Origin of the sequence: Pseudomonas sp. 102515 (genome assembly GCF_031085165.1) — a bacterium.
Taxonomy (GTDB): Bacteria; Pseudomonadota; Gammaproteobacteria; order Pseudomonadales; family Pseudomonadaceae; genus Chryseomonas.
Genome location: NZ_JAVHTY010000005.1, coordinates 20,705 through 41,050 on the forward strand (window position 1 = coordinate 20,705; position 20,346 = coordinate 41,050).

20 protein-coding genes are annotated in these 20,346 nt (G+C 67.0%); 6 read left to right on the plus strand and 14 right to left on the minus strand.

What is annotated here, in order from left to right:
• Positions 1–44: 44 nt before the first annotated feature.
• The 5 genes from RCF34_RS18720 to ppc all read right to left on the minus strand — a co-directional run bounded on the left by RCF34_RS18720 (position 45) and on the right by ppc (position 5,695).
• Entirely contained in the window at positions 45–902 is an 858-nt protein-coding gene (locus tag RCF34_RS18720) for a DUF72 domain-containing protein (RefSeq protein WP_308709521.1), read from the minus strand.
• Positions 902–1,261 (minus strand): hypothetical protein, encoded by a 360-nt coding sequence (locus RCF34_RS18725; protein WP_308709522.1) that lies wholly within the window; start codon positions 1,259–1,261, stop codon positions 902–904. The genes RCF34_RS18720 and RCF34_RS18725 overlap by 1 nt, the downstream gene beginning before the upstream one ends.
• A 137-nt stretch (positions 1,262–1,398) precedes the next feature.
• Positions 1,399–2,082 (minus strand): tRNA (adenosine(37)-N6)-threonylcarbamoyltransferase complex dimerization subunit type 1 TsaB, encoded by a 684-nt coding sequence (gene tsaB / locus RCF34_RS18730; RefSeq protein WP_308709523.1) that lies wholly within the window; start codon positions 2,080–2,082, stop codon positions 1,399–1,401.
• Positions 2,083–2,220: 138 nt separating this feature from the next.
• Positions 2,221–2,868, minus strand: coding sequence for an adenylate kinase (adk, locus tag RCF34_RS18735; RefSeq protein WP_133862967.1), 648 nt, complete (start codon positions 2,866–2,868; stop codon positions 2,221–2,223).
• A gap of 190 nt (positions 2,869–3,058) precedes the next feature.
• On the minus strand, positions 3,059–5,695 hold the full coding sequence (gene ppc, locus RCF34_RS18740) for a phosphoenolpyruvate carboxylase (protein ID WP_308709524.1): 2,637 nt from the start codon (positions 5,693–5,695) through the stop codon (positions 3,059–3,061).
• 163 nt (positions 5,696–5,858) lie between these two features.
• Between ppc and RCF34_RS18745 the strand changes: the two genes are divergently transcribed.
• The 3 genes from RCF34_RS18745 to RCF34_RS18755 all read left to right on the plus strand — a co-directional run bounded on the left by RCF34_RS18745 (position 5,859) and on the right by RCF34_RS18755 (position 7,712).
• Positions 5,859–6,194, plus strand: a complete 336-nt coding sequence (locus RCF34_RS18745) for a pilin assembly protein (RefSeq protein WP_308709525.1) — start codon at positions 5,859–5,861, stop codon at positions 6,192–6,194.
• A gap of 267 nt (positions 6,195–6,461) precedes the next feature.
• Positions 6,462–6,893, plus strand: coding sequence for a DUF4398 domain-containing protein (locus tag RCF34_RS18750; protein WP_007161972.1), 432 nt, complete (start codon positions 6,462–6,464; stop codon positions 6,891–6,893).
• Between the two features lie 45 nt (positions 6,894–6,938).
• Entirely contained in the window at positions 6,939–7,712 is a 774-nt protein-coding gene (locus RCF34_RS18755; RefSeq protein WP_308709526.1) for an OmpA family protein, read from the plus strand.
• A gap of 59 nt (positions 7,713–7,771) precedes the next feature.
• Here the strand turns inward: RCF34_RS18755 and RCF34_RS18760 are convergent, their stop codons facing one another.
• The 5 genes from RCF34_RS18760 to msbA form a co-directional block, all read right to left on the minus strand.
• Positions 7,772–9,262 (minus strand): helicase HerA-like domain-containing protein, encoded by a 1,491-nt coding sequence (locus RCF34_RS18760; RefSeq protein WP_308709527.1) that lies wholly within the window; start codon positions 9,260–9,262, stop codon positions 7,772–7,774.
• 49 nt (positions 9,263–9,311) lie between these two features.
• On the minus strand, positions 9,312–10,739 hold the full coding sequence (hldE, locus tag RCF34_RS18765; RefSeq protein ID WP_308709528.1) for a bifunctional D-glycero-beta-D-manno-heptose-7-phosphate kinase/D-glycero-beta-D-manno-heptose 1-phosphate adenylyltransferase HldE: 1,428 nt from the start codon (positions 10,737–10,739) through the stop codon (positions 9,312–9,314).
• A gap of 212 nt (positions 10,740–10,951) precedes the next feature.
• Positions 10,952–12,364 (minus strand): PIG-L family deacetylase, encoded by a 1,413-nt coding sequence (locus RCF34_RS18770; protein WP_308709529.1) that lies wholly within the window; start codon positions 12,362–12,364, stop codon positions 10,952–10,954.
• Between the two features lies 1 nt (position 12,365).
• Complete coding sequence (locus RCF34_RS18775) at positions 12,366–13,262, minus strand: GNAT family N-acetyltransferase (RefSeq protein ID WP_308709530.1); 897 nt, start codon at positions 13,260–13,262, stop codon at positions 12,366–12,368.
• The gene (msbA, locus tag RCF34_RS18780) at positions 13,252–15,066 is read right to left on the minus strand and encodes a lipid A export permease/ATP-binding protein MsbA (RefSeq protein ID WP_308709532.1); all 1,815 of its coding nucleotides are present in this window, start codon (positions 15,064–15,066) and stop codon (positions 13,252–13,254) included. The genes RCF34_RS18775 and msbA overlap by 11 nt, the downstream gene beginning before the upstream one ends.
• Positions 15,067–15,169: 103 nt before the next feature.
• Between msbA and RCF34_RS18785 the strand changes: the two genes are divergently transcribed.
• Both RCF34_RS18785 and RCF34_RS18790 read left to right on the plus strand, forming a co-directional pair.
• On the plus strand, positions 15,170–15,394 hold the full coding sequence (locus RCF34_RS18785; protein ID WP_308709533.1) for a hypothetical protein: 225 nt from the start codon (positions 15,170–15,172) through the stop codon (positions 15,392–15,394).
• Positions 15,395–15,474: 80 nt separating this feature from the next.
• Complete coding sequence (locus RCF34_RS18790; protein WP_308709534.1) at positions 15,475–15,765, plus strand: hypothetical protein; 291 nt, start codon at positions 15,475–15,477, stop codon at positions 15,763–15,765.
• Here the strand turns inward: RCF34_RS18790 and RCF34_RS18795 are convergent.
• Both RCF34_RS18795 and RCF34_RS18800 read right to left on the minus strand, forming a co-directional pair.
• Entirely contained in the window at positions 15,740–16,579 is an 840-nt protein-coding gene (locus tag RCF34_RS18795; RefSeq protein ID WP_308709535.1) for a hypothetical protein, read from the minus strand. The two genes, RCF34_RS18790 and RCF34_RS18795, sit on opposite strands and share 26 nt — an antisense overlap.
• 22 nt (positions 16,580–16,601) lie before the next feature.
• Complete coding sequence (locus tag RCF34_RS18800) at positions 16,602–17,651, minus strand: hypothetical protein (RefSeq protein ID WP_308709536.1); 1,050 nt, start codon at positions 17,649–17,651, stop codon at positions 16,602–16,604.
• A gap of 117 nt (positions 17,652–17,768) precedes the next feature.
• Here RCF34_RS18800 and RCF34_RS18805 point away from each other — a divergent pair, with 117 nt between their 5' ends.
• Positions 17,769–18,410, plus strand: a complete 642-nt coding sequence (locus RCF34_RS18805; protein ID WP_308709537.1) for a lipopolysaccharide kinase InaA family protein — start codon at positions 17,769–17,771, stop codon at positions 18,408–18,410.
• Here RCF34_RS18805 and RCF34_RS18810 read toward each other — a convergent pair.
• Entirely contained in the window at positions 18,407–19,573 is a 1,167-nt protein-coding gene (locus RCF34_RS18810) for an O-antigen ligase domain-containing protein (protein ID WP_308709538.1), read from the minus strand. The two genes, RCF34_RS18805 and RCF34_RS18810, sit on opposite strands and share 4 nt — an antisense overlap.
• A gap of 5 nt (positions 19,574–19,578) precedes the next feature.
• Positions 19,579–20,340, minus strand: coding sequence for a glycosyltransferase family 2 protein (locus RCF34_RS18815; protein ID WP_308709539.1), 762 nt, complete (start codon positions 20,338–20,340; stop codon positions 19,579–19,581).
• Between the last annotated feature and the right edge of the window lie 6 nt (positions 20,341–20,346).

Here is a 20,346-nt window from a genome sequence, read left to right on the forward strand (position 1 = left end):
GCCGGCGAAAACGTCGCCAAACGTATCGCGGCGGACGCCAGGGGCTAGAGCAGGCCGAGTTGTTCGGTGTCGGCGGTGCTCAACTCGGGCAACGCCGGCAGGCCGGGCAGGCGTTCGCGCAGCTGAGCATGGAATCTCAGGGCCAGTTCGGGCGCCTGGCGATTGTCCGGGGTGTGCAGGAAGACATAGGGCACCTTGCCCCCTTCGATCCAATCGGCCACCCGGGTCACCCACTTGGCCAGGTAGTAGTCGTTCGCTGCCAGCTCCAGGCGACCGATGAAGCGCACCTGGGGATGCTCGCTGAACGCCAGGGCACGGGCCGGTACCCGCGGCTTCTTGGCCTGGGCCAGGCGCACGGCCGGCTCACTCGGATCGGCGCTGAACAGCGCCGCGGAATCCAGGCCGACGCGCTCCACGCCCAGCTCCATGAGCAGGCGATTGAGCGCGCGCTCGGTCTCGCCCTTGTCGAAAAAGGCCAGGTGCCTGACCTCCACGGCCAGGGCGCAGCGCGGCGCCATGGCCGAGAGAAACACCTTGAGTTCGCCCAGCCGATCCGGACCGAAACCGGCAGGCAACTGCAGCCACAGCGGACTGGCGCGCTCACCCAGGGGCGCCAGCAACTCCAGGAAGGTGCGGGCGCTGGAGAGTTGCACCCGCAGATCCTCGGCATGGCTGATGTCGCGGGGAAACTTGGCGCAGAAGCGGAAGTCGGCAGGCATCAGCTCGCCCCAGCGGCGGATGGTGTCCGCCGCTGGCCAGGCATAGAAGGTGGTGTTGCCTTCCACGGCGTTGAACACCTGGGCATAACGCGACAGGAAGTCACCCGGGCGCAGGCCGTGATAGAGACTTTCGCGCCAGGCGTTGTCGTTCCAGGAGGGACAGCCGAGAAAGTACGGCAGCATCAGGCGTAGAGATCGAGGCCCACGACGCGGGGGGAGCCGTCCGGCTCGGCGCCGAGGGCGGCGGTGCTGCCGTAGCTGGCCAGGGCCTGCTGGGCGCGCGCGGTGAGCTGACTGGCGAAGCGCCCTTCCCGCTCGCTGAGCACCAGCCCATTGCCGCCGCCGTTACCGGTATCGGTCGCCGCGGCTGCCTCGACGCGGCGAACCGGCGCGACGTCGGGCCGGGCATTGCCCGTAGCCTCGCGGGCGATGGCGTTCTGACGGGCGTCCTCGTCCTTCGCCACCTCGCGTACGGGCGTGACCGCGCGCGAGGAACGATTCAGGGGGTAAGCAGAGGAGGAATAGCCGCTGTCAATGCGCATGGCAGGTCCCGAACGGATGGCACTACTCTAAGTAGGGTCGAAAGCTATGACAATCAAGGGCCGGACGCCCGTCGCGACCGGCGGACGAGCGGCATCTACAGCTTGGACGCCAGACCATTACGCCAGGTTTCCTGACGTCAGACCGACTGCTTGAGAGTGGCGACCCGATCACGCAGATAGACGGGTTGCGCCGCTTCGGATTCGGCCGACACGGCTTCGCCGCGCTGCCAGGCCGTGGCCGCCAGGACCGCCAGATCCTGCGCATGGGGCAACAGAGTGGCATCCCGCTCGGTCAGCGGCACGGCCATGCGGCCGACGTAACCCCAGCCGGTGCCGGCACCGAACCAGTCGCCGGTGGCGGCTGCCGGCAGGACGACGCCTTCGGGCGCCAGCACGGCTTCCGCCCCCGCCAGCACCATGGTGTCGCCGGCGAGGCGATAGCAGCCCCAGTAGACCTCGTCCATGCGCGCATCGATGGCGGCTGCCACCTGGGTCACGCCCCGCTCGCGCCAGGCGCGCTGAGCGATGATCGCCAGATTCGACACCGGCAGCACCGGCCGATCCAGACCGAAGGCCAGGCCCTGCACCACGCCGATGGCGATGCGCACGCCGGTGAAGGCGCCCGGTCCGCGACCGAAGGCGATGGCGTCCACCTGCGCCAGACTCAGACCGGTCTCGGCCAGCACCTCCTGCACCATGGGCAGGACCCGCTGGGCATGCAGGCGCGGCGCGATCTCGTAGCGATGGATGATCTCGTCGCCCAGATGCAAGGCGACCGAACAGGCTTCGGTGGCGGTGTCGAGGGCGAGCAGGATGGACATGGGGCGAATCCGCGACTAGGGAAAAGGGCTGCGCATTCTAGAGGAAGACGGGACGCGAGGGGACCCGCCCATCGGTCATGACGCCAGGACGGCGCCTTGACCGGACCGCCTGCAGGCACAGGCGGCCGTTACCGGCTTCTAGTTCAGGGCCTGCAGCACCTTGGCGGTGATGGCATCTACCGAACCCACGCCCTCGATGCGGCTGCACTTCGGCGTGCCCTGGGCGGCGCCCAGCTTCTGGTAGAAGTCCACCAGCGGCTTGGTCTGGGAATGATAGAGGTCCAGGCGCTTGCGAATGGTCGCTTCGCGGTCGTCTTCGCGCTGTACCAGCGGCTCGCCGGTCAGGTCGTCGGTGTCGGCGACCTTCGGCGGATTGTGCTCGACGTGATAGACGCGACCCGAACCGGGGTGCACGCGGCGACCGGACAGGCGCTGGACGATTTCTTCGTCATCGACGGCGATTTCCAGCACGTGGTCGATCTTGACGCCCGCGGCTTCGAGGGCCTCGGCCTGGGGAATGGTGCGCGGGAAGCCGTCGAACAGGAAACCCTTGGCGCAATCGGCGTCGAGGATGCGCTCGCTGATCAGGGCGATGATGATCTCGTCGGAGACCAGGCCGCCGTTGTCCATGATGTCCTTGACCTGCAGGCCCAGGGGCGTGCCGGCCTTGACCGCGGCACGCAGCATGTCGCCGGTGGAAACCTGCGGAATGCCGAATTTCTCAGTGATGAACCGGGCCTGAGTACCTTTGCCGGCACCGGGCGCTCCCAGCAGGATTACGCGCATCTGTTGCTCCTTAGAATGGTCTCGGACTGGCAGCCCGCGCGGGGCGCTGTCGCGATGATTGTTGTCGACGACACGAGACGGCCAAAGGGACCAACCATACACAGCGCCCCCTGGCCGCACAAGTTACCAAGCGTCGCAGGTGCCGGGGCCGTCCAGACGACTCCGGGCCCCAGCAAAAGCGACAGCCTGTTCAGCCGGTATTGCGCAGTCCCGCGGCGATACCGGCCACGCTCACCAGCAGGGCCTGATCGAGTGCGGCCGGCTGGCTTTCGCCCGCCGCCCGCGCCCGGGCCAACAACTCGATCTGCAAGAGATGCAGCGGATCGAGATAGGTATTGCGCACGGCGATGAACACCAGGGTTTCCGGATGGTGCTCGAGCAATTCGGCCTGCCCGGTCAGGCGCAATACCGCCATGCCCGCCTGGCGCAGCCGCTCGCGCAACTGGCTGCCGAGCACCTGCAGGTCGGCTTCCACCAGACGCTGGTCATAGAGCCGTGCCAGTTCGGCTTCGGCCTTGGCCAGCACCATCTCCAGCATGTCGATGCGCGTCTGGAAGAACGGCCAACGCTCGCGCATCTCGCGTAAAAGCGGCGATTCACCACGGCGTTCGGCTTCCTCCAGCGCCGTTTCCCAGCCGAGCCAGGCCGGTAGCATCAGCCGGGTCTGGGTCCAGGCAAAGATCCAGGGAATGGCCCTGAGGCTTTCCACGCCGCCTTCGCGGCGCTTGGCCGGGCGGCTGCCCAGGGGCAACCGGCCCAGCTCCTGCTCGGGGGTGGCCTGGCGGAAATAGCTGACGAAGTGCGGGTCTTCGCGCACCACCCCGCGATAGGCCTGCAGGCTGTCGCGGGCCAGGCGATCCATCTGCTCGCGCCAGGCCGGCTCGGGCGCCGGTGGCGGCAATAGGGTGGCCTCGAGCACGGCGCCCAGGTACAGCGCCAGATTCTGCTCGGCGATGGCCGGCTGACCGAACTTGAAGCGGATCATCTCGCCCTGTTCGGTGGTGCGGAAGCGCCCAGCCACCGAGCCGGGCGGTTGCGAGAGGATGGCCGCGTGGGCCGGGCCACCGCCGCGCCCCACGGTGCCGCCGCGGCCATGGAACAGCAGCAATTCGACGCCACGACTGGCGCAGATGTCCACCAGGGCTTCCTGAGCACGGTACTGGGCCCAGGCCGCCGCCAGGGTGCCGGCGTCCTTGGCCGAATCGGAATAGCCGATCATGACCTCCTGGGGACCGGCCAGGCGCGCGCGGTAGTCGGGCAGATCGAGCAGGCTGGCGATGGCCGTGCCGGCGTGATCCAGGTCGTCGAGGGTTTCGAACAGCGGCACCACGCGCATCGGCTGACGCACCCCGCACTCGCGCAGCAGCAGCTGCACGGCGAGCACGTCGGACGCCGCGCCGGCCATGGAGATGACATAGGAACCCAGGGCATCGGGCGGCGAGGCGGCGATGACGCGGCAGGTGGCGAGCACCTCCCCGGTATCGGCCTCCAGTTCGGCGTCAACCGGTAACAGGGGCCGCCGGCTGGCCAATTCGCCACGAAGGAATTCCAGGCGCTGCTCCTCGCTCCAGGCGGCATAGTCGCCCAGGTCCAGGTAGCGGCAGATATCGGCCATGGCCGCGGCATGGCGCGCGGCGTCCTGGCGGATGTCCAGGCGCACCAGGTAGAGGCCGAAGGTGCGGGCCCGCCGCAGGGTATCGAGCAGGGAGCCATCGGCGATGACCCCCAGGCCGCAGCGCTGCAGGGAGTCGTAGCACAGCTGCAGCGGGGCGATCAGCTCGGCGTTGTCGCTGAGGACGTGGCGGGCGCCGGCCTGGGGATCGGTGATGGCATGGGCTGCCCAGCTACGGGTGATCTGCAGCCGCTCGCGCAGCACCTTGAGCACCTTGCGATAGGGTTCGGGATGATCGCCGGCCTGCTCGCGCAGGGCGGGACTCGCCGCCTGCATGGACAGCTCCGCGGCCAGCCGGTCGACGTCGCGCAGGTAGAGATCGGCGGCCATCCAGCGCGCCAGCAGCAGCACCTCGCGGGTGATGGCGGCGGTGACGTTGGGGTTGCCATCACGGTCGCCGCCCATCCAGGACGAGAAGCGTACCGGCGCCGCGGTCAGCGGCAAGCGCTGGCCGGTGCGTTCCTGCAGGCAGTCGTCCAGCTTGCGCAGCAGGCTGGGGATCGCCTGCCAGAGCGAATTCTCGATCACCGCGAAGCCCCACTTGGCCTCGTCCACCGGCGTCGGCCGCTGGCGGCGGATCTCCTCGGTATGCCAGGCCTCGGCGATCAGCCGGCGCAGCCGTGCCTCGATGGTGGCCACCTCGGCGGAGGTCAGGTCGCGATGATCGAGGGCCGCCAGTTGCGCACTGATCTCGTCGTATTTCTGGATCAGGGTGCGCCGAGAGACCTCGGTAGGGTGGGCGGTCAGCACCAGATCGATGTCCAGCGCCGCGACCCGCTCGGCCAGCGCCTGGCCGGAGTGCCCGGCTGCGCCCAGGCGCTCCAACAATTCCGGCAGCACCTGCTGCTCGAAGGATGGTGGCTCGTCTTCGGTGCGCCGTCTGACCCGGTGATATTCCTCGGCGATGTTGGCCAGGTTGAGAAAATGGCTGAAGGCCCGCGCCACTGGCAGCAGCTCGTCCTCGGCCAGGGTATCCAGGGTGTCGCCCAGTTGGCGGGCACCCTCCGCGGAGCCGCCACGGGCGGCCTTGGCGCCCTTGCGGATCCGCTCGATCTTGTCGAGAAAGGCCGTGCCATGCTGGTCGGCGATGGTCTGCCCCAGCAGATCGCCCAGCAACCGCACCTGCTCGCGCAGGCGAACGTCGATTTCCACCATCTCGTGCTCCTCGAAAGTACCGGTTCGGACCTCACGGCAACCGCTGCGGTCTAGCGCAGAGGACAGCACCCTACTGTCACGGTTGCAAGCGCCGGCTGTTGCAGGGTGCCCAGCCTCGCTCGACCTGAATATCCGACCTTTGCCTAAGCCACGGGAGATGCTCATGAAGATTCGCGAACTCGCTCACCAATGGGAGCAGCAGGCCACCACCTCCGGCACCACCCGCAGCTACCGCCTCGACCTGGAGATCGAGACCGCGGCCCGTCTCGAGGCCCTCTGCGAACTCTATCCCCAGCGCACACCCGAAGCCCTGCTCGGCGAGTTGCTGGCGGCCGCCTTCGAGGAACTGGAAGCCAGTTTTCCCTACGTGCAGGGCGAGGACGTGGTGGCCACCGATGAACTCGGCGACCCCCTCTACGCCGACGCCGGCACGACCCCGCGCTTCCTCGAACTGGCGCGCAAGCACCTGCATCGCCTGCAGTCCGCAACGGCCGGCTAGCCGTCGACCTGCAGCTTTACCTACGCCGCTACCGCTCTGCAAAGGGCCTCAGCGCACGGCGAAATTCGATAGCCAGTGAACATTTTTGCCGGATGAGCGGTCACAGAGTCAGACCGCAGCGCTGGACGAGGGCTGGTTACCAGTACCCGTCACGGCCCCTTGGGGGACGGATCGGACTTGCTTCCACGTGCGGCTTTCAACTGACCAGGCGCCCGCCCTGCCCATGCCGGCGGCGCGCTTTTCGGATCAACAACGGAGCTTGAATCCATGAAGAGTGCCACTGCCCAAAAGTCCCTTTCCAAAGCCTGCACCCTGAAACTTGCAGCCCTTGCCCTGGGCAGCTCGCTGTTGCTGGCCGGTTGCGCCGGCAATCCGCCGACCGCCCAGATGGCCGTGACCCAGTCCGCCGTCAACGAGGCCGTGAGCTCCGGTGGCAACCAGTTCGCTCCCATCGAGACCAAGTCGGCCCAGGACAAGTGGACCCAGGCCCAGACCGCCCTCTCCAACGAGAAGTACGACGAAGCCAAGCAACTGGCCGAACAGGCCGAGTGGGATGCCCGCCTGGCCACCCGCAAGACCCAGGCCGCCAAGGCCGACGCCGCACTTAAGGATGCCCAGAACAGCATCCAGCAGATCCGTGAGGAAGGTCAGATCAACCTGCAGCTCCAGCAGAACCTGCAGAAGAAGGTCCAGCAATAAGCGACCGCCTCTTTCCTCCCTTCACGAACTCAAAGGACGACCATCATGCGTAAACACATTCTGATCCCTGCCGTGTCGCTGCTCAGCCTGGCCCTGGCCGCCTGCTCCACACCGCCCAACCCCAACCTGGAACAGGCCAAGTCCGACTACTCCGCGCTGGAATCCCAGCCCCAGGCCGCCCAACTGGCCGCCCTGGAGACCAAGGACGCCGGCGCCTGGCTGCAGAAGGCCGAGAAGGCCTACAAGGACGGTGAAAACGAGAAAACCGTCGACCAGCTTGCCTACCTGACCAACCAGCGCATCCAGACGGCCATGCAGACCATCAAGCTGCGCATGACCGAAGCCCAGATGCAGAACGTCGACGCCGAGCGCACCCAGGCCCGCCTGGACGCCCGTACCGCCCAGCTCAAGCAGCTGCAGGACGCCCTGCAGGCCAAGCAGACCGAGCGCGGCACCGTGGTGACCTTCGGCAACGTGCTGTTCGACTTCAACAAGGCCGAGCTCAAGCCCCAGGGCTACGCCAACGCCCAGAAGCTGGCCGATTACCTGAAGCAGAATCCCGAGCGCAAGGTGATCGTCGAGGGTTACACCGACAGCGTCGGCAGCGACTCCTACAACCAGCAGCTGTCCGAGCGTCGCGCCCAGGCCATCCAGACCGCCCTGGTCAGCGCCGGCGTCGAGCCGAGCCGCATCCAGGCCCGTGGCTATGGCAAGGCCTTCCCGGTGGCCAGCAATAGCAACGCCTCCGACCGCGCCCTGAACCGCCGCGTGGAAGTGACCATCTCCAACGACGCCAACCCCGTCGCCCCACGCATGTAATGACTGCGTGAAGCTCAAGGACCCCGCCCAGGCGGGGTCTTTTTTTGCCTGCGAGTCGGCTAGCGACGCTTGCCACCCAGCAGGGAGCCGAGCAGCCCCCGTACCAGCTGACGTCCGAGCTGATTGGCCGCCTGGCGCGCCGCGCTCTTGATGGCGTTGCCGGCAAGTTCGCCGACCAGATCGCTGAGCGCACCGCCCTGCCCGGCCTTGGTCTTTTCCGCTGCTGGCGCCTCCGCCGGTACCCGCTCGGCCTGACGCTCCCGCAGGATCTCGTAGGCCGATTCGCGATCCACGGCCCGGTCATAGCGACCCGCCTGGGGTGACTGACGGATCAGCGTCTGGCGCTCGGCTTCGCTGAGCGGGCCGACCCGGGATTGCGGCGGGGCGATGGCCACCCGCTGGACCATCGCCGGCGTGCCCTTGTCTTCCAGGCTGCCCACCAGGGCTTCACCGATCCCCAGGTCGGTCAGCACCTGCAGGCTGTCGAAGGCCGGATTGGGCCGGAAGCCGTCGGCCACCGCGCGCAGGGCCTTCTGCTCCCGGGCGGTGAAGGCGCGCAGGCCGTGCTGGATGCGCAATCCCAGCTGGGCGAGGATGGCGTCCGGCAGGTCGCTGGGCGACTGGGTGGCGAAATAGACACCGACGCCCTTGGAACGGATCAGCCGCACCACCTGCTCCAGGCGATCGCGCAGGGCCTTGGGGGTGTCGCCAAACAGCAGATGGGCCTCGTCAAAGAACAGCGCCAGCACCGGCTGGTCGGCATCGCCGCGCTCGGGCAGCTGCTCGAACAGCTCGGCCAACAGCCAGATCAGGAAGGTGGCATAGACCTTGGGCGCCTCGTGCACCAGGCGACTGGCGTCGAGCAGGTGAATGCGTCCGCGGCCATCGGCCTCCGGGCGCAGCACCTCCTCCAGTTGCAGCGCCGGCTCGCCGAAGAAGGCCTCGGCGCCCTGCTGTTCCAGGGTCGCCAGCCGGCGCAGCAGCGCCTGGGCCGAGGCGCCGGCGAACAGCGCGCGGTCTTCGCCCAGGGCCTCGGGCCGTTCGCGCAGGTGATTGAGGACGGCCTTGAGGTCCTTGAGATCGAGCAGCAGCAGGCCCTCGCGATCGGCCACCTTGAAGGCGGCGTGCAAGGCGGCCTGCTGGCTGTCGGTCAACTCCAGCAGATTGCCCAGCAACAGTGGGCCCATCTCGCTCAGGGTGGTACGCAGCGGATGACCGCGCTTGCCGTCGACGTCCCAGAGGGTGACCGGATAGGCGCGGGACTGGTGCGCCAGGCCCTGGGCGGCGATGCGCTCGGCCAGCTTGCCCTGGGGCGCGCCGGCCGCGCCCAAGCCGCAGAGATCGCCTTTGATGTCGGCGGCGAAGACGGCGACGCCGGCGTCGCTGAAGGCTTCGGCGAGGCGCTGCAGGGTCACGGTCTTGCCAGTGCCGGTGGCGCCGGCGATCAGACCGTGCCGATTGGCCAGCTTGAGAGGGTGGCCGAGGGGTTGGCCGTCGCTCTTGTCAGCAGAAACGGCAGTACCCAGGATCAACAGGGGCGTCGAGGACATGGCGCAGCTCCATAGCGGTTCTACGCCAGCTTAACCCGAGCGCTCGCGCTCAGGTGCGGTTGCGGATCCGCTCGACGATGGCGGTGGTGGAGCTGTTCTCCACCAGGCCGAGGATGCGCACCTCGCCGCCGTAGCTCTGCACGATCTGGGCACCGACCACCTCTTCCACGCTCTTGTAGTCGCCGCCCTTGACCAGCACATCCGGGCGCACCTGCTCCAGCAGGCGCTCCGGGGTGTTCTCACTGAAGGGAATGACCCAGTCCACCGCGCCGAGGCCGGCCAGCACCGCCATGCGCCGGTCGACGCTGTTGATCGGCCGGCCCGGACCCTTGAGGCGGGTCACGGAGGCATCATCGTTGACCGCCACGATCAGGCGATCGCCCTGGGCGCGCGCCTGTTCCAGATAGGTCACGTGGCCGGCGTGGAGGATGTCGAAGCAGCCGTTGGTGAAGACGATCTTCTCGCCATGGGCGCGGGCGTCCTCGATGGCCAGTTGCAGCTGTTCCAGGGACAGGACGCCGCGCTCGGAGCCTTCCGAGCGCTGTACCGCGCGCCTCAGCTCGGGGGCGCTGATGGCGGCGGTACCCAGCTTGCCGACCACGATGCCGGCAGCCAGGTTGGCCAGGCCCACGGCCTGGGGCAGGTCCTCGCCGGCGGCCAGGGCGGCGGCCAGGGTGGAGATCACGGTGTCGCCAGCGCCAGTGACATCGAACACCTCGCGCGCGCGCGCCGGCAGGTGCAACGCCGGCTGAGCGGGACGCAGCAGGGTCATCCCGTGCTCGCCGCGGGTCACCAGCAAGGCGCCCAGGTCCAGGCGCGCCATCAGTTCGTTGCCCTTGGCGACCAGTTCGGCATCGTCGGCGCAGACGCCGACGATGGCTTCGAATTCGGAAAGATTCGGCGTGATCAGGCTGGCGCCGCGATAGATGGAGAAATCCTTGCCCTTGGGGTCGGCCAGCACCGGTATGTTGCGGGCCTTGGCCAGCTGAATGAGGGCCTGATGGTTCTTCAGCGCGCCCTTGCCGTAGTCGGACAACACCAGCACCTTGACCCCGGCCAGCATGGCGGCGGTGTCCGAGGCCAGCGCCTGGGCATCGGTGTCGAAGGGCTCTTCGAAGTCGACGCGGATCAGCTGCTGGTGGCGACTCATGATGCGCAGCTTGACGATGGTCGGCTGCTGGGCGATGCGCTGGAAGCGCACCTGCACGTGGGCGGCTCTCAGGCTGTCGGTGAGGGCATCGGCGGCTTCGTCCTGGCCGGTGACGCCGACCAGATAAGCTGGCGCGCCCAGGGCAGCGATGTTGAGGGCGACGTTGGCCGCGCCACCGGGACGATCCTCGTGCTGGTCGACGCGCACCACAGGTACCGGTGCCTCGGGCGAGATCCGCGAGGTGGTGCCGTGCCAGTAGCGGTCGAGCATCACGTCGCCGACCACCAGGACCGGCGCGAGATCGAAGCGAGGCATGGTCAGCTTCATAGGGACAGGCTCCAAAGCGCGAAAATGGCGGCGATCATAGCATAGGGGCCAAGGCGCTCTGGAAGCGCCTGCCAGCAGGAGACGCCGGGGTCAGAGCCTGTTCATAATCGTGCGAGCTAGAGTCAAACGAGGCCTGAGCAAGCGGACCGGCTAGCGATCCTGGGCCATTCCAACGCGGTCTGGCCGACGCGCAGCAGATTATGAAAAGGCTCTTAGAGCTCGCGGCGCTGGATCCAGAACAGCTCGTGACGGCGTACGGCCTTGCGAAAGAACTCGTCTTCGCCGGTGCGCGGCCAGCGGCGACCGGCCAGCAGCCACTGGATGGCCCGACGCAGGCGTTTCTTCGCCGGCAGCGGCACCAGCAGGTCGTGCTGCATACCCAGGGCCATGGCCTTGTCCAGACGCCGCTCGGGCGTCAGCAGCGGACTCCAGGGCACCAGGGGCGCCGGCGTCTCGATGGCCGGCGGCAGGGCGATGCCGCCCTCGGCCGGGCCCATGGGCCAGCGGTCGTTGTCGTGCAGGTGGTTGGCGTAGAGCAATTCGAGCTCGGGCTGCCACTGGCTGAGGGCCAGGGCCTCGCGCAGGGCCTGGGTGCTGGCCACGTGATCGGCATGGGGATCGATCTGCGGATGCGGCAGCACCACCACCTCGGGACGGAAGTGCTCCAGCAGGGCCACCAGATCGGCCACCAGATTGCGCCAGGTGGGGGCGCCGTCGACATCTCCGGGCAGTTCCAGGGGATTGTGGCGCCGGGCGCTGCGCACATCGCTCTCACCGGACTCGCGGGAGCCGAAGGTGTCTTCCGGCGCCTGGCGCATGGCCGGCAATTGCAGGCAGTAGTAGCCCAGCTGCACGCAGCGCTCCGGCGGTACCCCGCCCCACAGCGGCGTGACCAGGCTGTCCCAGGTGCGCAGCCGCCCCTTGAGCCGGGCCGCGGCCTGGCGATCGAGGCCCAGGCGCTGGTAGTGCCCAGCCTCGATCTCGCCCTGGGTCAGGGTGACGATGCTGGCTTCCCGCGCCTGGCTGTAGAGCCCGAAGGCGGCCAGCTCGGCATCGTCGGCATGGGGCGCGATGACCATCACCCTTTTTTCGCGGAAATCCGGCTGGGCGAAGACATGCAGGCGCAACTCGCCCTGCAGCCGACAGAAGCGGGTCCAGAGGTGCAACTCGCCACGCCGCAGGGGCGCGGCATAGCCACTCAGATTGACATAGCGCCGCCCTGCGACGCCGCGCTCGAAGTCCTGGCGATCGCCTTCGTCGCCCGCGCGCAGGTGCACCCGGGGATCCAGCAGGCGACCGAGCCAACCGGCGCGCAGGCGGCATTCCAGGAACAGCGTCAGCTCGCCCGGCGGCAATTCCACCGCAGCCAGGCGACCGTGCTGCAGATGCAGGCCCAGCACCAGGGTGTCGGCAGGGAACTGGTAGCTGTAGTTGTCACGCGGCGAATAGAAGAGGTGATCGGCGAACCAGGCCTCGTGGCCGAGCCAGACCAGCAACGCCAGCAGTGGCGCGCTCCACCAGGGCCCGAACGCCAGGCAACCGAGCAGCACGACGGCGATGACCGCCAGGACCAGCCGCTTGTGGCGGCGGTGACGTTTGAGCAGGGCTTGTTTACGGGCGGTCATCTCAGCTCTCGAAGACGGTGACGCGGTGGCACCAGCGGTCCTTGTAGTCGCGATCGGCGCGGCCGAAGGAGTAGCGCAACGCCTTGCCGAGGGCGCGGGCATCCTGCCAGGCGGCCTGGGTGTTCAAATAGGTGAGGACGCTGCCGGGACTCAGGTCGCTGGAAGCGGGATCGACACCGCCGTTGACGTATTCGACGCTGATCCATTCGGGCGCTTCTACCCGATAGAGCACCTGGATCGCCACCGGACGCTCGCCAAGCATGAGCAGCGAACCGGTCATGAACTCCCGCAGCAGGCCGAACACCTCGGCCAGCCGGGCCTTGCCCGGTACCTCGAAGCCCCAGCGCGCCTCGAACAGCTCGGCATAGATCCGCGCCTGCTCGGCGCTGTCCAGCTCGGCCATGGGGACCACGCGCCCTCCGGCGTCTTCGAACAGGCGCTGCTCGCGACGCTGGTTGTAGCGGAATTTCTTCGACCAGGCTTCCGGCTCGCGGAGCATGGCCAGTTCTTCGCTCTGCCGGCGCAGACCGGCGAAACGCTCGTCGCACAGCGGCGACAGATAGCGGGCGCGCTGGCGCAGGGGCGCCAGCGCGCCCGGCACGGCCGGCAGGATGATCTCGGCATTGCCCAGGTCGAACAGGGCGCGCTGGCGGCGCTTCTTCAGCACGGTGCGCGAGAGCGCCAGTTCACGGCCCCAGCAGGGCACCGCGGCCTGCAGGCCGTCCGCGCCGGGCCAGCCCAGGTAGCGCACCGGGATGCCGGCCAGTTCGGCCAGGCGGGCGACCACTTCGGGGTGGCTGGCGACGCTGCCGCCATGGCGCTGCCAGGTGGCGGCGTAGTCGGCGGCGGAAATGGTCGTCCAGCCACGTTCGCGCCAGAAACGGAACCTATTCAGCATGGGACGCGGGCGTCGCGGGGGCGACGTCCTCGAATTGCTTGGCGTGCAGGCGCGCATAGTAGCCATTCAACGCCAAGAGCTCGCCATGACTGCCACGCTCGACGATGCGGCCATGGTCCATCACCAGGATCAGGTCGGCCTTCTCGATGGTGGAGAGACGGTGGGCGATCACCAGGGTGGTGCGCCCCTGCATGACGCGGTCCAGTGCGGCCTGGATGTGGCGCTCGGATTCGGTGTCCAGCGCCGAGGTGGCCTCGTCGAGGATCAGCAGCGGTGCGTTCTTCAGCAGGGCCCGGGCGATGGCCAGGCGCTGGCGTTGACCGCCGGAAAGCAGCACGCCGTTCTCGCCGACCTGGGTGTCGTACCGCTGTGGCAGGCGCTGGATGAATTCGTCGGCATAGGCCGCTTCGGCCGCCGCCTTGACCTGATCCATGGGCGCCCCGGCCAGGTCGCCATAGGCGATGTTGTTGGTGACGCTGTCGTTGAACAGGGTGACATGCTGGGTCACCAGGGCGATGTGCCGGCGCAGGTTGTTCAGCCGATAGTCCTGGATCTCCAGGCCGTCGAGCAGGATCTCGCCCTCTTCGTGCTGGTAGAAGCGCGGAATGAGATTGGCCAGGGTCGACTTGCCACTGCCCGAGCGCCCCACCAGGGCCACCATCTGGCCAGGCTCGGCGACGAAGTCGATGCCTTCCAGCACCGGCTTGTCGGTGCCCGGATAGCGGAAGGTCAGGTTGCGCACCTCCAGCCGACCCTGGACGCGCTCGCGTTCTTCACGACCGTCGTCGCGTTCGGCGGGCTCGTCGAGCTGCTCGAAGATGCTTTCCGCACCGGCTACGCCACGCTGGATGGTGGAGCTGACCTCGGAAAGCTGGCGGATCGGCTTGGGCAGCAGGCCGGCGATAGTGATGTAAGCAACCAGGTCACCGGGAGAGGCGTCGCCTCGAAGTAGCAGTACCAAGAACATCAATACAGCCATCGCCGTATAGATCACCAGCTGCAACATGGGTGTATAGACCGCTCCGGTCTTGGTCATGGTCAGCTGTTTCTCAGTATTCGCCTCGCTGGATGCAAGGAAACGCTGCTGCTCGTAGGCTTCACCACCAAAACTCCGCACCACGCGATACCCCTGAATGGCCTCGGAGGTGATGTGGGTGACGTCGCCCATGGCCGACTGGATCTTATTACTCTGCTTGCGGAACTTGCGGCTGGCGCTGGTCACCATCAGGGCGATCAGCGGCAGGATGGCCACCATCACCAGGGTCAGTTTCCAGTTCATCCACAGCAGCGAGGCGAAAAAGAAAATCACGCTCATGCCTTCGCGAATCACCACCTTGATCGCCTCGGTAGCGGCACCGGTCACCATGGTGACATTGAAGGTGATGCGCGAGATCAGATGCCCCGAGTTGTTGGCATCGAAGTAGCGATTGGGCAGACGGAGCATATGGTTGAACAATTTGATCCGCAGGTCGTGCACCAAACCCAACGAAACCCTTGCAAGAAAATAGTTACCGAGAAAAGAACCAATACCCTGCCAGACCGCGATGAAAACGATCATCAACGGTACAGCCTTCACCAAACTCAGATCGCCGATGATTGGCTTACCAGGAAACATCGCCGCGTCAGGGTTGCTGAGCCCATCGACGAAGTACTTAAGCACGTAAGCTAGTGCGGGCTGGGAAGAAGCAAATATCAGAAAGCCCACGATACTCAGCAAGAACATGCCTATGTAGGGCCGCACGTAGCCGAGCAGGCGGAAATAGATCTTCAGACTGGAGGTCTGCGCAGGGGAGTCTTGGCTCATGGTCTCGTCGTGACGCAAAAGCGCCATGTTAACACGCACCCGCCGCCGACCCAGCCAGGGGATTTTCCGCTAGGCTTGCCCTCCCTGCTCCGGAACGTCCGCCATGCCACCGCTGATCGCCACCTTTGCCGAACTCAAGGACCTCTGGCGCGTTGAGGTGCTGGATGCGCCGGGCAAGCCCTTGCGACTTAGGCGCCTGTTTCGGCGCGTAGCGGCGGAGAGAGTCCGAGCTTTCTGTTCTGGTATCGCCTGGCGCAATTTCTCTATTGCCGCCCGCGCGGCCTGCTCAACTATCGCAAGCTGGCCGAGCGCATCAATCGCCGGCTGATCCGCCGGCACAACATCGAGATCCTGCTGGGCGCCCGTATCGGTCCCGGGCTGCGCCTGCCCCATCGCATGGGCATCTGTGTGTCGAATCTGGCGGTGATCGGGCGCAACGTGATGATCCGCCAGCACACCACCATCGGCATCAAGAGCGACGATCCGGCGCAACTGGTCGGCATCTTCATCGGCGACAACGTCAGCCTCGGCGCCCACGTCTGCATCGTTGGCGACCACCTGACCATCGGCGACAACGTGGTGGTGGGCGCCGGCGCCCTGGTGATGCGCGACATCCCCGCCGACAGCCTCTACTACAGCCGCCACGAGGCGGTGATCCGTCCGCTGCCGGGCGCTACGCCCGGGGATGCCGCCCGCTGAGGATGGTCCGCAGCATCCGTGGCAGCACGCCATACAGATACAGCCGATTGCCCAGCAGCTGCCGCCCCAGGTAGCGCAGCACCTTGCCGCGGGAGGCGCCCTTGTAGTGCAGGCGCAGCAGCAGGGCGACATAGAACTTCTCGATGTCGCGAAAGCGCCGCTGGGCCGGGGTTTCCACTTCCAGCTCGGACAGCGAATGGTCGAGGGTGCCTGCGCAGCGCAGCTCGACCGGCTCCTCCTGCGCCAGCGCCTGGACCCGCAGGAAAAAGGAGACATCGACACCATAGAGGGCGAAGCGCTCGTCGAAGACATCGCCATGGCGGGCCGCGATACGCGTGGCCAGACGTTGCGTCAGGCACAGCCCCGAGCTGATAGTCACGGTGGCCCGGGGATCCAGGGGCCCCTCCGCGGTCACCACCGCCTTGTACTGGTGGGGATAGCGGATGGCACCGGCCCCCAGCACCAGGGGCACCAGCAACTCGGCCTCCTGCCCGAGCGCCTGCAGAAAGCGTGTGTCCACCACGGTGTCCTGGTCGAAGATCACCAGGCGCTCGGCGCCCAGCCGCAATGCCTGGTTGTAGACCCGGCTCAGCGGCGGATTGCCGAGGTCCTCCCTGACGAGTACCTCCGCCCAGCCTGGCGCGGCCAGCAGGCGCTGCTGCTCCGCTTCCTCCAGCGGCCGAGGACCGTTATTCCAGACCAGCAGGATGCTGTCGGCCGGCAGGCTGGCCGGTGGCTGGGCCAGCAGGCTGTCGAGGGTGGCCGACTCCCCGGGGCGCAGGCCATAGAGGACGACGAGAAAGAGCGTTCGCATGGGATTTCCTAAGGGTCGCGGCCTAGCCGCGCACCCGCTTGCGCAGGTAGTCGAGGGCCGCGCTGGCTTCGTCCGCCAGGTGCGGGCGCGGCAGGTCGTTGGGCCAGATGCCTTCGGCGAAGGCCTGGCGATCGCCGCCGCCCAGGCGCTCGCTCAGGGCCCGCTCCCACCAGACATGGCGGCAGGCGCGGGCGTAGCTGTCCTGAGTCGCCAGGCAGCCGTAGAGCAGCTTGCGGCCCAGGCTCGCACGCTGCTTGTCCAGCCCGGCCAGCTGCCACTTCACCCGCAGCCGGGTCCAGACATCGGGCAGCGGCTTGGTCAGGGGTACCTCCTGCCAGTGCTGCTGCAGCGCCGGTGAATAGTCCTCGCCATAGCGCTCGAAGAAGTGCGCCAGCATGAAATGCAGAAAGCGTTTTTCCGCGTAATAGTGCCGAATGGGCCCACGGGCCTCGCTGATGACCAGGTCCGCCAGGCTGAACGACAGGGCGATCTGCTCCAGGGTATGGACCTCCTCGTCATGCCCATGCCAGTCGTCGATAAGGGCGATGGCCCGCTCGACCCGCGGCAGATGGACCCGCGCCAGACCGCAGACACCGCTGTTGTAGAGCCGCGTCTCTTCCGCCGGCTCCTGCCCGCGCTCGGCCAGCGCGGCGGCGAAACGGACGAATTCGGGACGGACACGAGCCTTGCGCCAGAACCATTCCTCGATGTCCATCATCCCGCGATGGACATCGATGCTGTCGAACAAGGACGCCAGTGGTGCCTGAACCACGGTATCGCTATCCAGAAACAGCGTCTTGTCGGCCCGGGGCAACGCCCAGGCGATGGCGCAGGCCTTGCTGCGATGCAGATAGCCGTGCTGCCCCTGCCAAGCCTTGAGCGTCGCCCCCTCGATGGCCAATACTTCCACCGGCCAGCCGCGATAGTCCTGCGGCCGATCGGTCAGGATACGGAGGGCGATGTCCTGGCCCTGCCGCCAGTGCAGGGCGCTGAGCAGGCTGAACTTCAGCTCCTGCCGATAGGCCTGGGCACCGCCGTAGACGAAATACAGGAGTTGGCGTGTTGGGCGCATGTAAAGCTGCCGGCAAAAATCCGATTCTAGCAACAAGCGACCGGATAGGTCGCAAGGGTCACTTCACAGCCTGCCACCTTCGGGTAACATGCACGCCCTGACGTTGACGGGTCCTGCATGAAGCCTCTCGAACATTCGCGCTATCTCGAACTGCGCGACGCCGCCCAGGTAGTGGAAGCCGATCATCATGGCGACAAGGTCCTGCGCCTCACCGATGGCAGCTATCTCAAGCTCTTTCGCCGCAAGCGGCTGCTGACTTCGGCGGCGCTGTTTCCCTATGCCCAGCGCTTCGCCGACAACGCCCGCCAACTGGCCGAGCGCGGCATTCCCTGTCCGCAGGTTCTGGAGGTCTATCGCGCCGCCTCGCTGCAGCGTGATCTGGTGCACTACAGCCCGCTGCCGGGCGCTACCCTACGCCAGCTACGCACCTCGAGCGAGGCCGCGACACTGCGCCCCGCCCTGGGTCGCTTCATCGCCGAATTGCACGACAGCGGTGTCTATTTCCGCTCGCTGCACCTGGGCAACGTGGTGCTGACGCCGGAAGGCGAACTGGGCCTGATCGACATCGCCGATCTGCGCTGTCATGCGCGGCGTCTGCCGCTGCGCCTGCGGGTGCGCAACTTCCATCACCTGCTGCGCTACCGCGAGGACCGCGACTGGCTGTTCGAGCCCGGTCGCGAACCCTTCCTCAAGGCCTATGCCGAAGCCTGCCGCCAGCCCTTGGACTGGCGCGAACTCGACCGGCAACTGCAGGATTAGACCGGCACCGCCTGCCCCAGCGCCAGCTTGCGCCGGCGCTGCACCTCGGCCCCGGCGATCATCGCCGCGGGCAACAGCACCAGCGGCCACAACTCGTCCGGATTGCCGATCAGCTTGGCGCCGTCGAAGTTGAGCATCAGCAGGGCCACGGCCAGATAGAGCCCCCAGGGATCGCGCTGGCGCAGGGCCGCGCCCAGGCTGGCGAGCATCAGCACGCCGAAGATCAGTAGCGACACCAGGCCGGTGTAGATGCCGAAGGACACGAAGATATTGTGCGGGTGCTGGATGGCCTCGGTACCGTGCAGCAGGTCGTGACTCTGATAGCCCAGGCCGCAGCCCAGCCACCAGCCGCAGGACTCCCAGTCCTTGACCATGAAGTGGAACAGCTCGATGCGTCCCGAGTCCGCGCGGCCCCAGAAGGCGACGAACCAGGCTTCGGTGTGCACCACCTGGACCACCCCGGCGATCAGCAGGCTGACCAGAACCACCAGCGCCAGGGTACGCAACGGAAAGCGCGGAAAGGCGAACAGCACGCCAAGGGCGGCCAGGAAGCCGATACCCACCAGGCCGGTGCGGGTCTGCAGGGCGAAGGAGATGCCGACGATGGTGACCACCACCGCCGCCAGCAACTCGATCCAGCGTCGCTCGCGGATCCAGGTTGGCGCCGCCAGGCCGCCCAGGCAGACCATCCAGATGCTCACATAGATGGGATTGGAGATGCGTCCCGGCAGGTGGATGACCCGCTGGCCGACCGCATAGTGGCCGGTGAGCCAGAACACTAGACTGGAACCCACGGCATAGGCACAGACCAGCCAGAAGGCCAGACGCACGAAGCCGGGCCGGCGAAAGAAGTCGCCATCCACCAGACAGGCCACGCTCAGGACGAACAGCAGCACATAGAGGATGTGCTTGAAGAACTGTCCCTCCTCGGCCCGCGCCCCCGGCACGATGAACCAGGCGAGAAACACCAGCCAGAGCAGCAACAGCGGCGAGCGCCAGTCGATCAGCCGCGGGCGCAGGACGAAGAGGATCAGCGCCGGCAGGGCGATCGCCGCATAGTAGTAGCTGTTGATCCACTTCGCCGTCGGGATGCACAGGTAGGCGGCCATGAACACCAGCACCGCCAGGGTGAAATAGCGACTCTGCTGCAGGCGATCAAGCAAGGGCGTCACCACAACAGGGCTCCCAGGAGTGCACCGACCAGGAAGGCCAGTGCCAGTTTGATGCGTTCCATCCGCCGACGCTTCTGCTTGTCGTTGCGGTCCTTGTCGCTGACCACGTGCTGGCCGAAGCCGGTGTGCAGCACGGCATCGTTCTCCAGGATCAGCGCATGGCGATGAGCGTCGGCATAGCGCCGGGACAATTCCTTCTCGCCGCTCAGCTCGCCATAGGGGGCGTGCAGGAGATAGTCGGCGCGCCGGCGCAGGCCGGGATTGAAGGAAAAGCCCTGCCATTCGGGCTTGTGCGAGCCGACCTCGTAGAAGGCGATGCCCGCGTGCACCTGGCGCGACTTCAGATGGACGTAGGGGCTGTGGATCGCCAGGTCGTGGGCGTGACTGCGCAGCCAGACCTGCAGCGCCTGGGGATCGGCCTCCAGCAGCGCCTGGGAATCCTCGATGAAGCCCGGGCGATAGAAGGCCCAGTCGTCTTCGCAGTGAAAGATCCAGCTGGTCTCGACCCGGGCATAGGCGGCGTCGACGCTGCGCATCTGGCCGAGCTTGGGGTTGTTGACGATGAATTCGGTGTGCTCGCGCCAGTGGGCCGGGATGCAGTCGCGTACCGCTTCGTCGCCGGAGTCCTCGGTGATGAAGACGCGGCGGATGGGCGCGGTATTGAATTCGTCGAAGGTCGCCAGCGTCTGCCGGAGCAAGTCGAAGCGCCCGCAACTGGTGACGACCACGGAGATGTCGCTGTCGGCGGAAAACTGCACGTTCTA

What these genes read in the sequence shown, in the direction of transcription:
- msbA (WP_308709532.1), bottom strand. Translation starts at nt 15,066, where the DNA reads ATGAGCCAAGACTCCCCTGCGCAGACCTCCAGTCTGAAGATCTATTTC.
- RCF34_RS18755 (WP_308709526.1), top strand. Translation starts at nt 6,939, where the DNA reads ATGCGTAAACACATTCTGATCCCTGCCGTGTCGCTGCTCAGCCTGGCC.
- RCF34_RS18725 (WP_308709522.1), bottom strand. Translation starts at nt 1,261, where the DNA reads ATGCGCATTGACAGCGGCTATTCCTCCTCTGCTTACCCCCTGAATCGT.
- RCF34_RS18770 (WP_308709529.1), bottom strand. Translation starts at nt 12,364, where the DNA reads ATGACCGCCCGTAAACAAGCCCTGCTCAAACGTCACCGCCGCCACAAG.
- tsaB (WP_308709523.1), bottom strand. Translation starts at nt 2,082, where the DNA reads ATGTCCATCCTGCTCGCCCTCGACACCGCCACCGAAGCCTGTTCGGTC.
- RCF34_RS18720 (WP_308709521.1), bottom strand. Translation starts at nt 902, where the DNA reads ATGCTGCCGTACTTTCTCGGCTGTCCCTCCTGGAACGACAACGCCTGG.
- RCF34_RS18805 (WP_308709537.1), top strand. Translation starts at nt 17,769, where the DNA reads ATGAAGCCTCTCGAACATTCGCGCTATCTCGAACTGCGCGACGCCGCC.
- RCF34_RS18775 (WP_308709530.1), bottom strand. Translation starts at nt 13,262, where the DNA reads ATGCTGAATAGGTTCCGTTTCTGGCGCGAACGTGGCTGGACGACCATT.
- RCF34_RS18750 (WP_007161972.1), top strand. Translation starts at nt 6,462, where the DNA reads ATGAAGAGTGCCACTGCCCAAAAGTCCCTTTCCAAAGCCTGCACCCTG.
- RCF34_RS18760 (WP_308709527.1), bottom strand. Translation starts at nt 9,262, where the DNA reads ATGTCCTCGACGCCCCTGTTGATCCTGGGTACTGCCGTTTCTGCTGAC.
- RCF34_RS18795 (WP_308709535.1), bottom strand. Translation starts at nt 16,579, where the DNA reads ATGCGAACGCTCTTTCTCGTCGTCCTCTATGGCCTGCGCCCCGGGGAG.
- RCF34_RS18785 (WP_308709533.1), top strand. Translation starts at nt 15,170, where the DNA reads ATGCCACCGCTGATCGCCACCTTTGCCGAACTCAAGGACCTCTGGCGC.
- RCF34_RS18800 (WP_308709536.1), bottom strand. Translation starts at nt 17,651, where the DNA reads ATGCGCCCAACACGCCAACTCCTGTATTTCGTCTACGGCGGTGCCCAG.
- hldE (WP_308709528.1), bottom strand. Translation starts at nt 10,739, where the DNA reads ATGAAGCTGACCATGCCTCGCTTCGATCTCGCGCCGGTCCTGGTGGTC.
- adk (WP_133862967.1), bottom strand. Translation starts at nt 2,868, where the DNA reads ATGCGCGTAATCCTGCTGGGAGCGCCCGGTGCCGGCAAAGGTACTCAG.
- RCF34_RS18745 (WP_308709525.1), top strand. Translation starts at nt 5,859, where the DNA reads ATGAAGATTCGCGAACTCGCTCACCAATGGGAGCAGCAGGCCACCACC.
- ppc (WP_308709524.1), bottom strand. Translation starts at nt 5,695, where the DNA reads ATGGTGGAAATCGACGTTCGCCTGCGCGAGCAGGTGCGGTTGCTGGGC.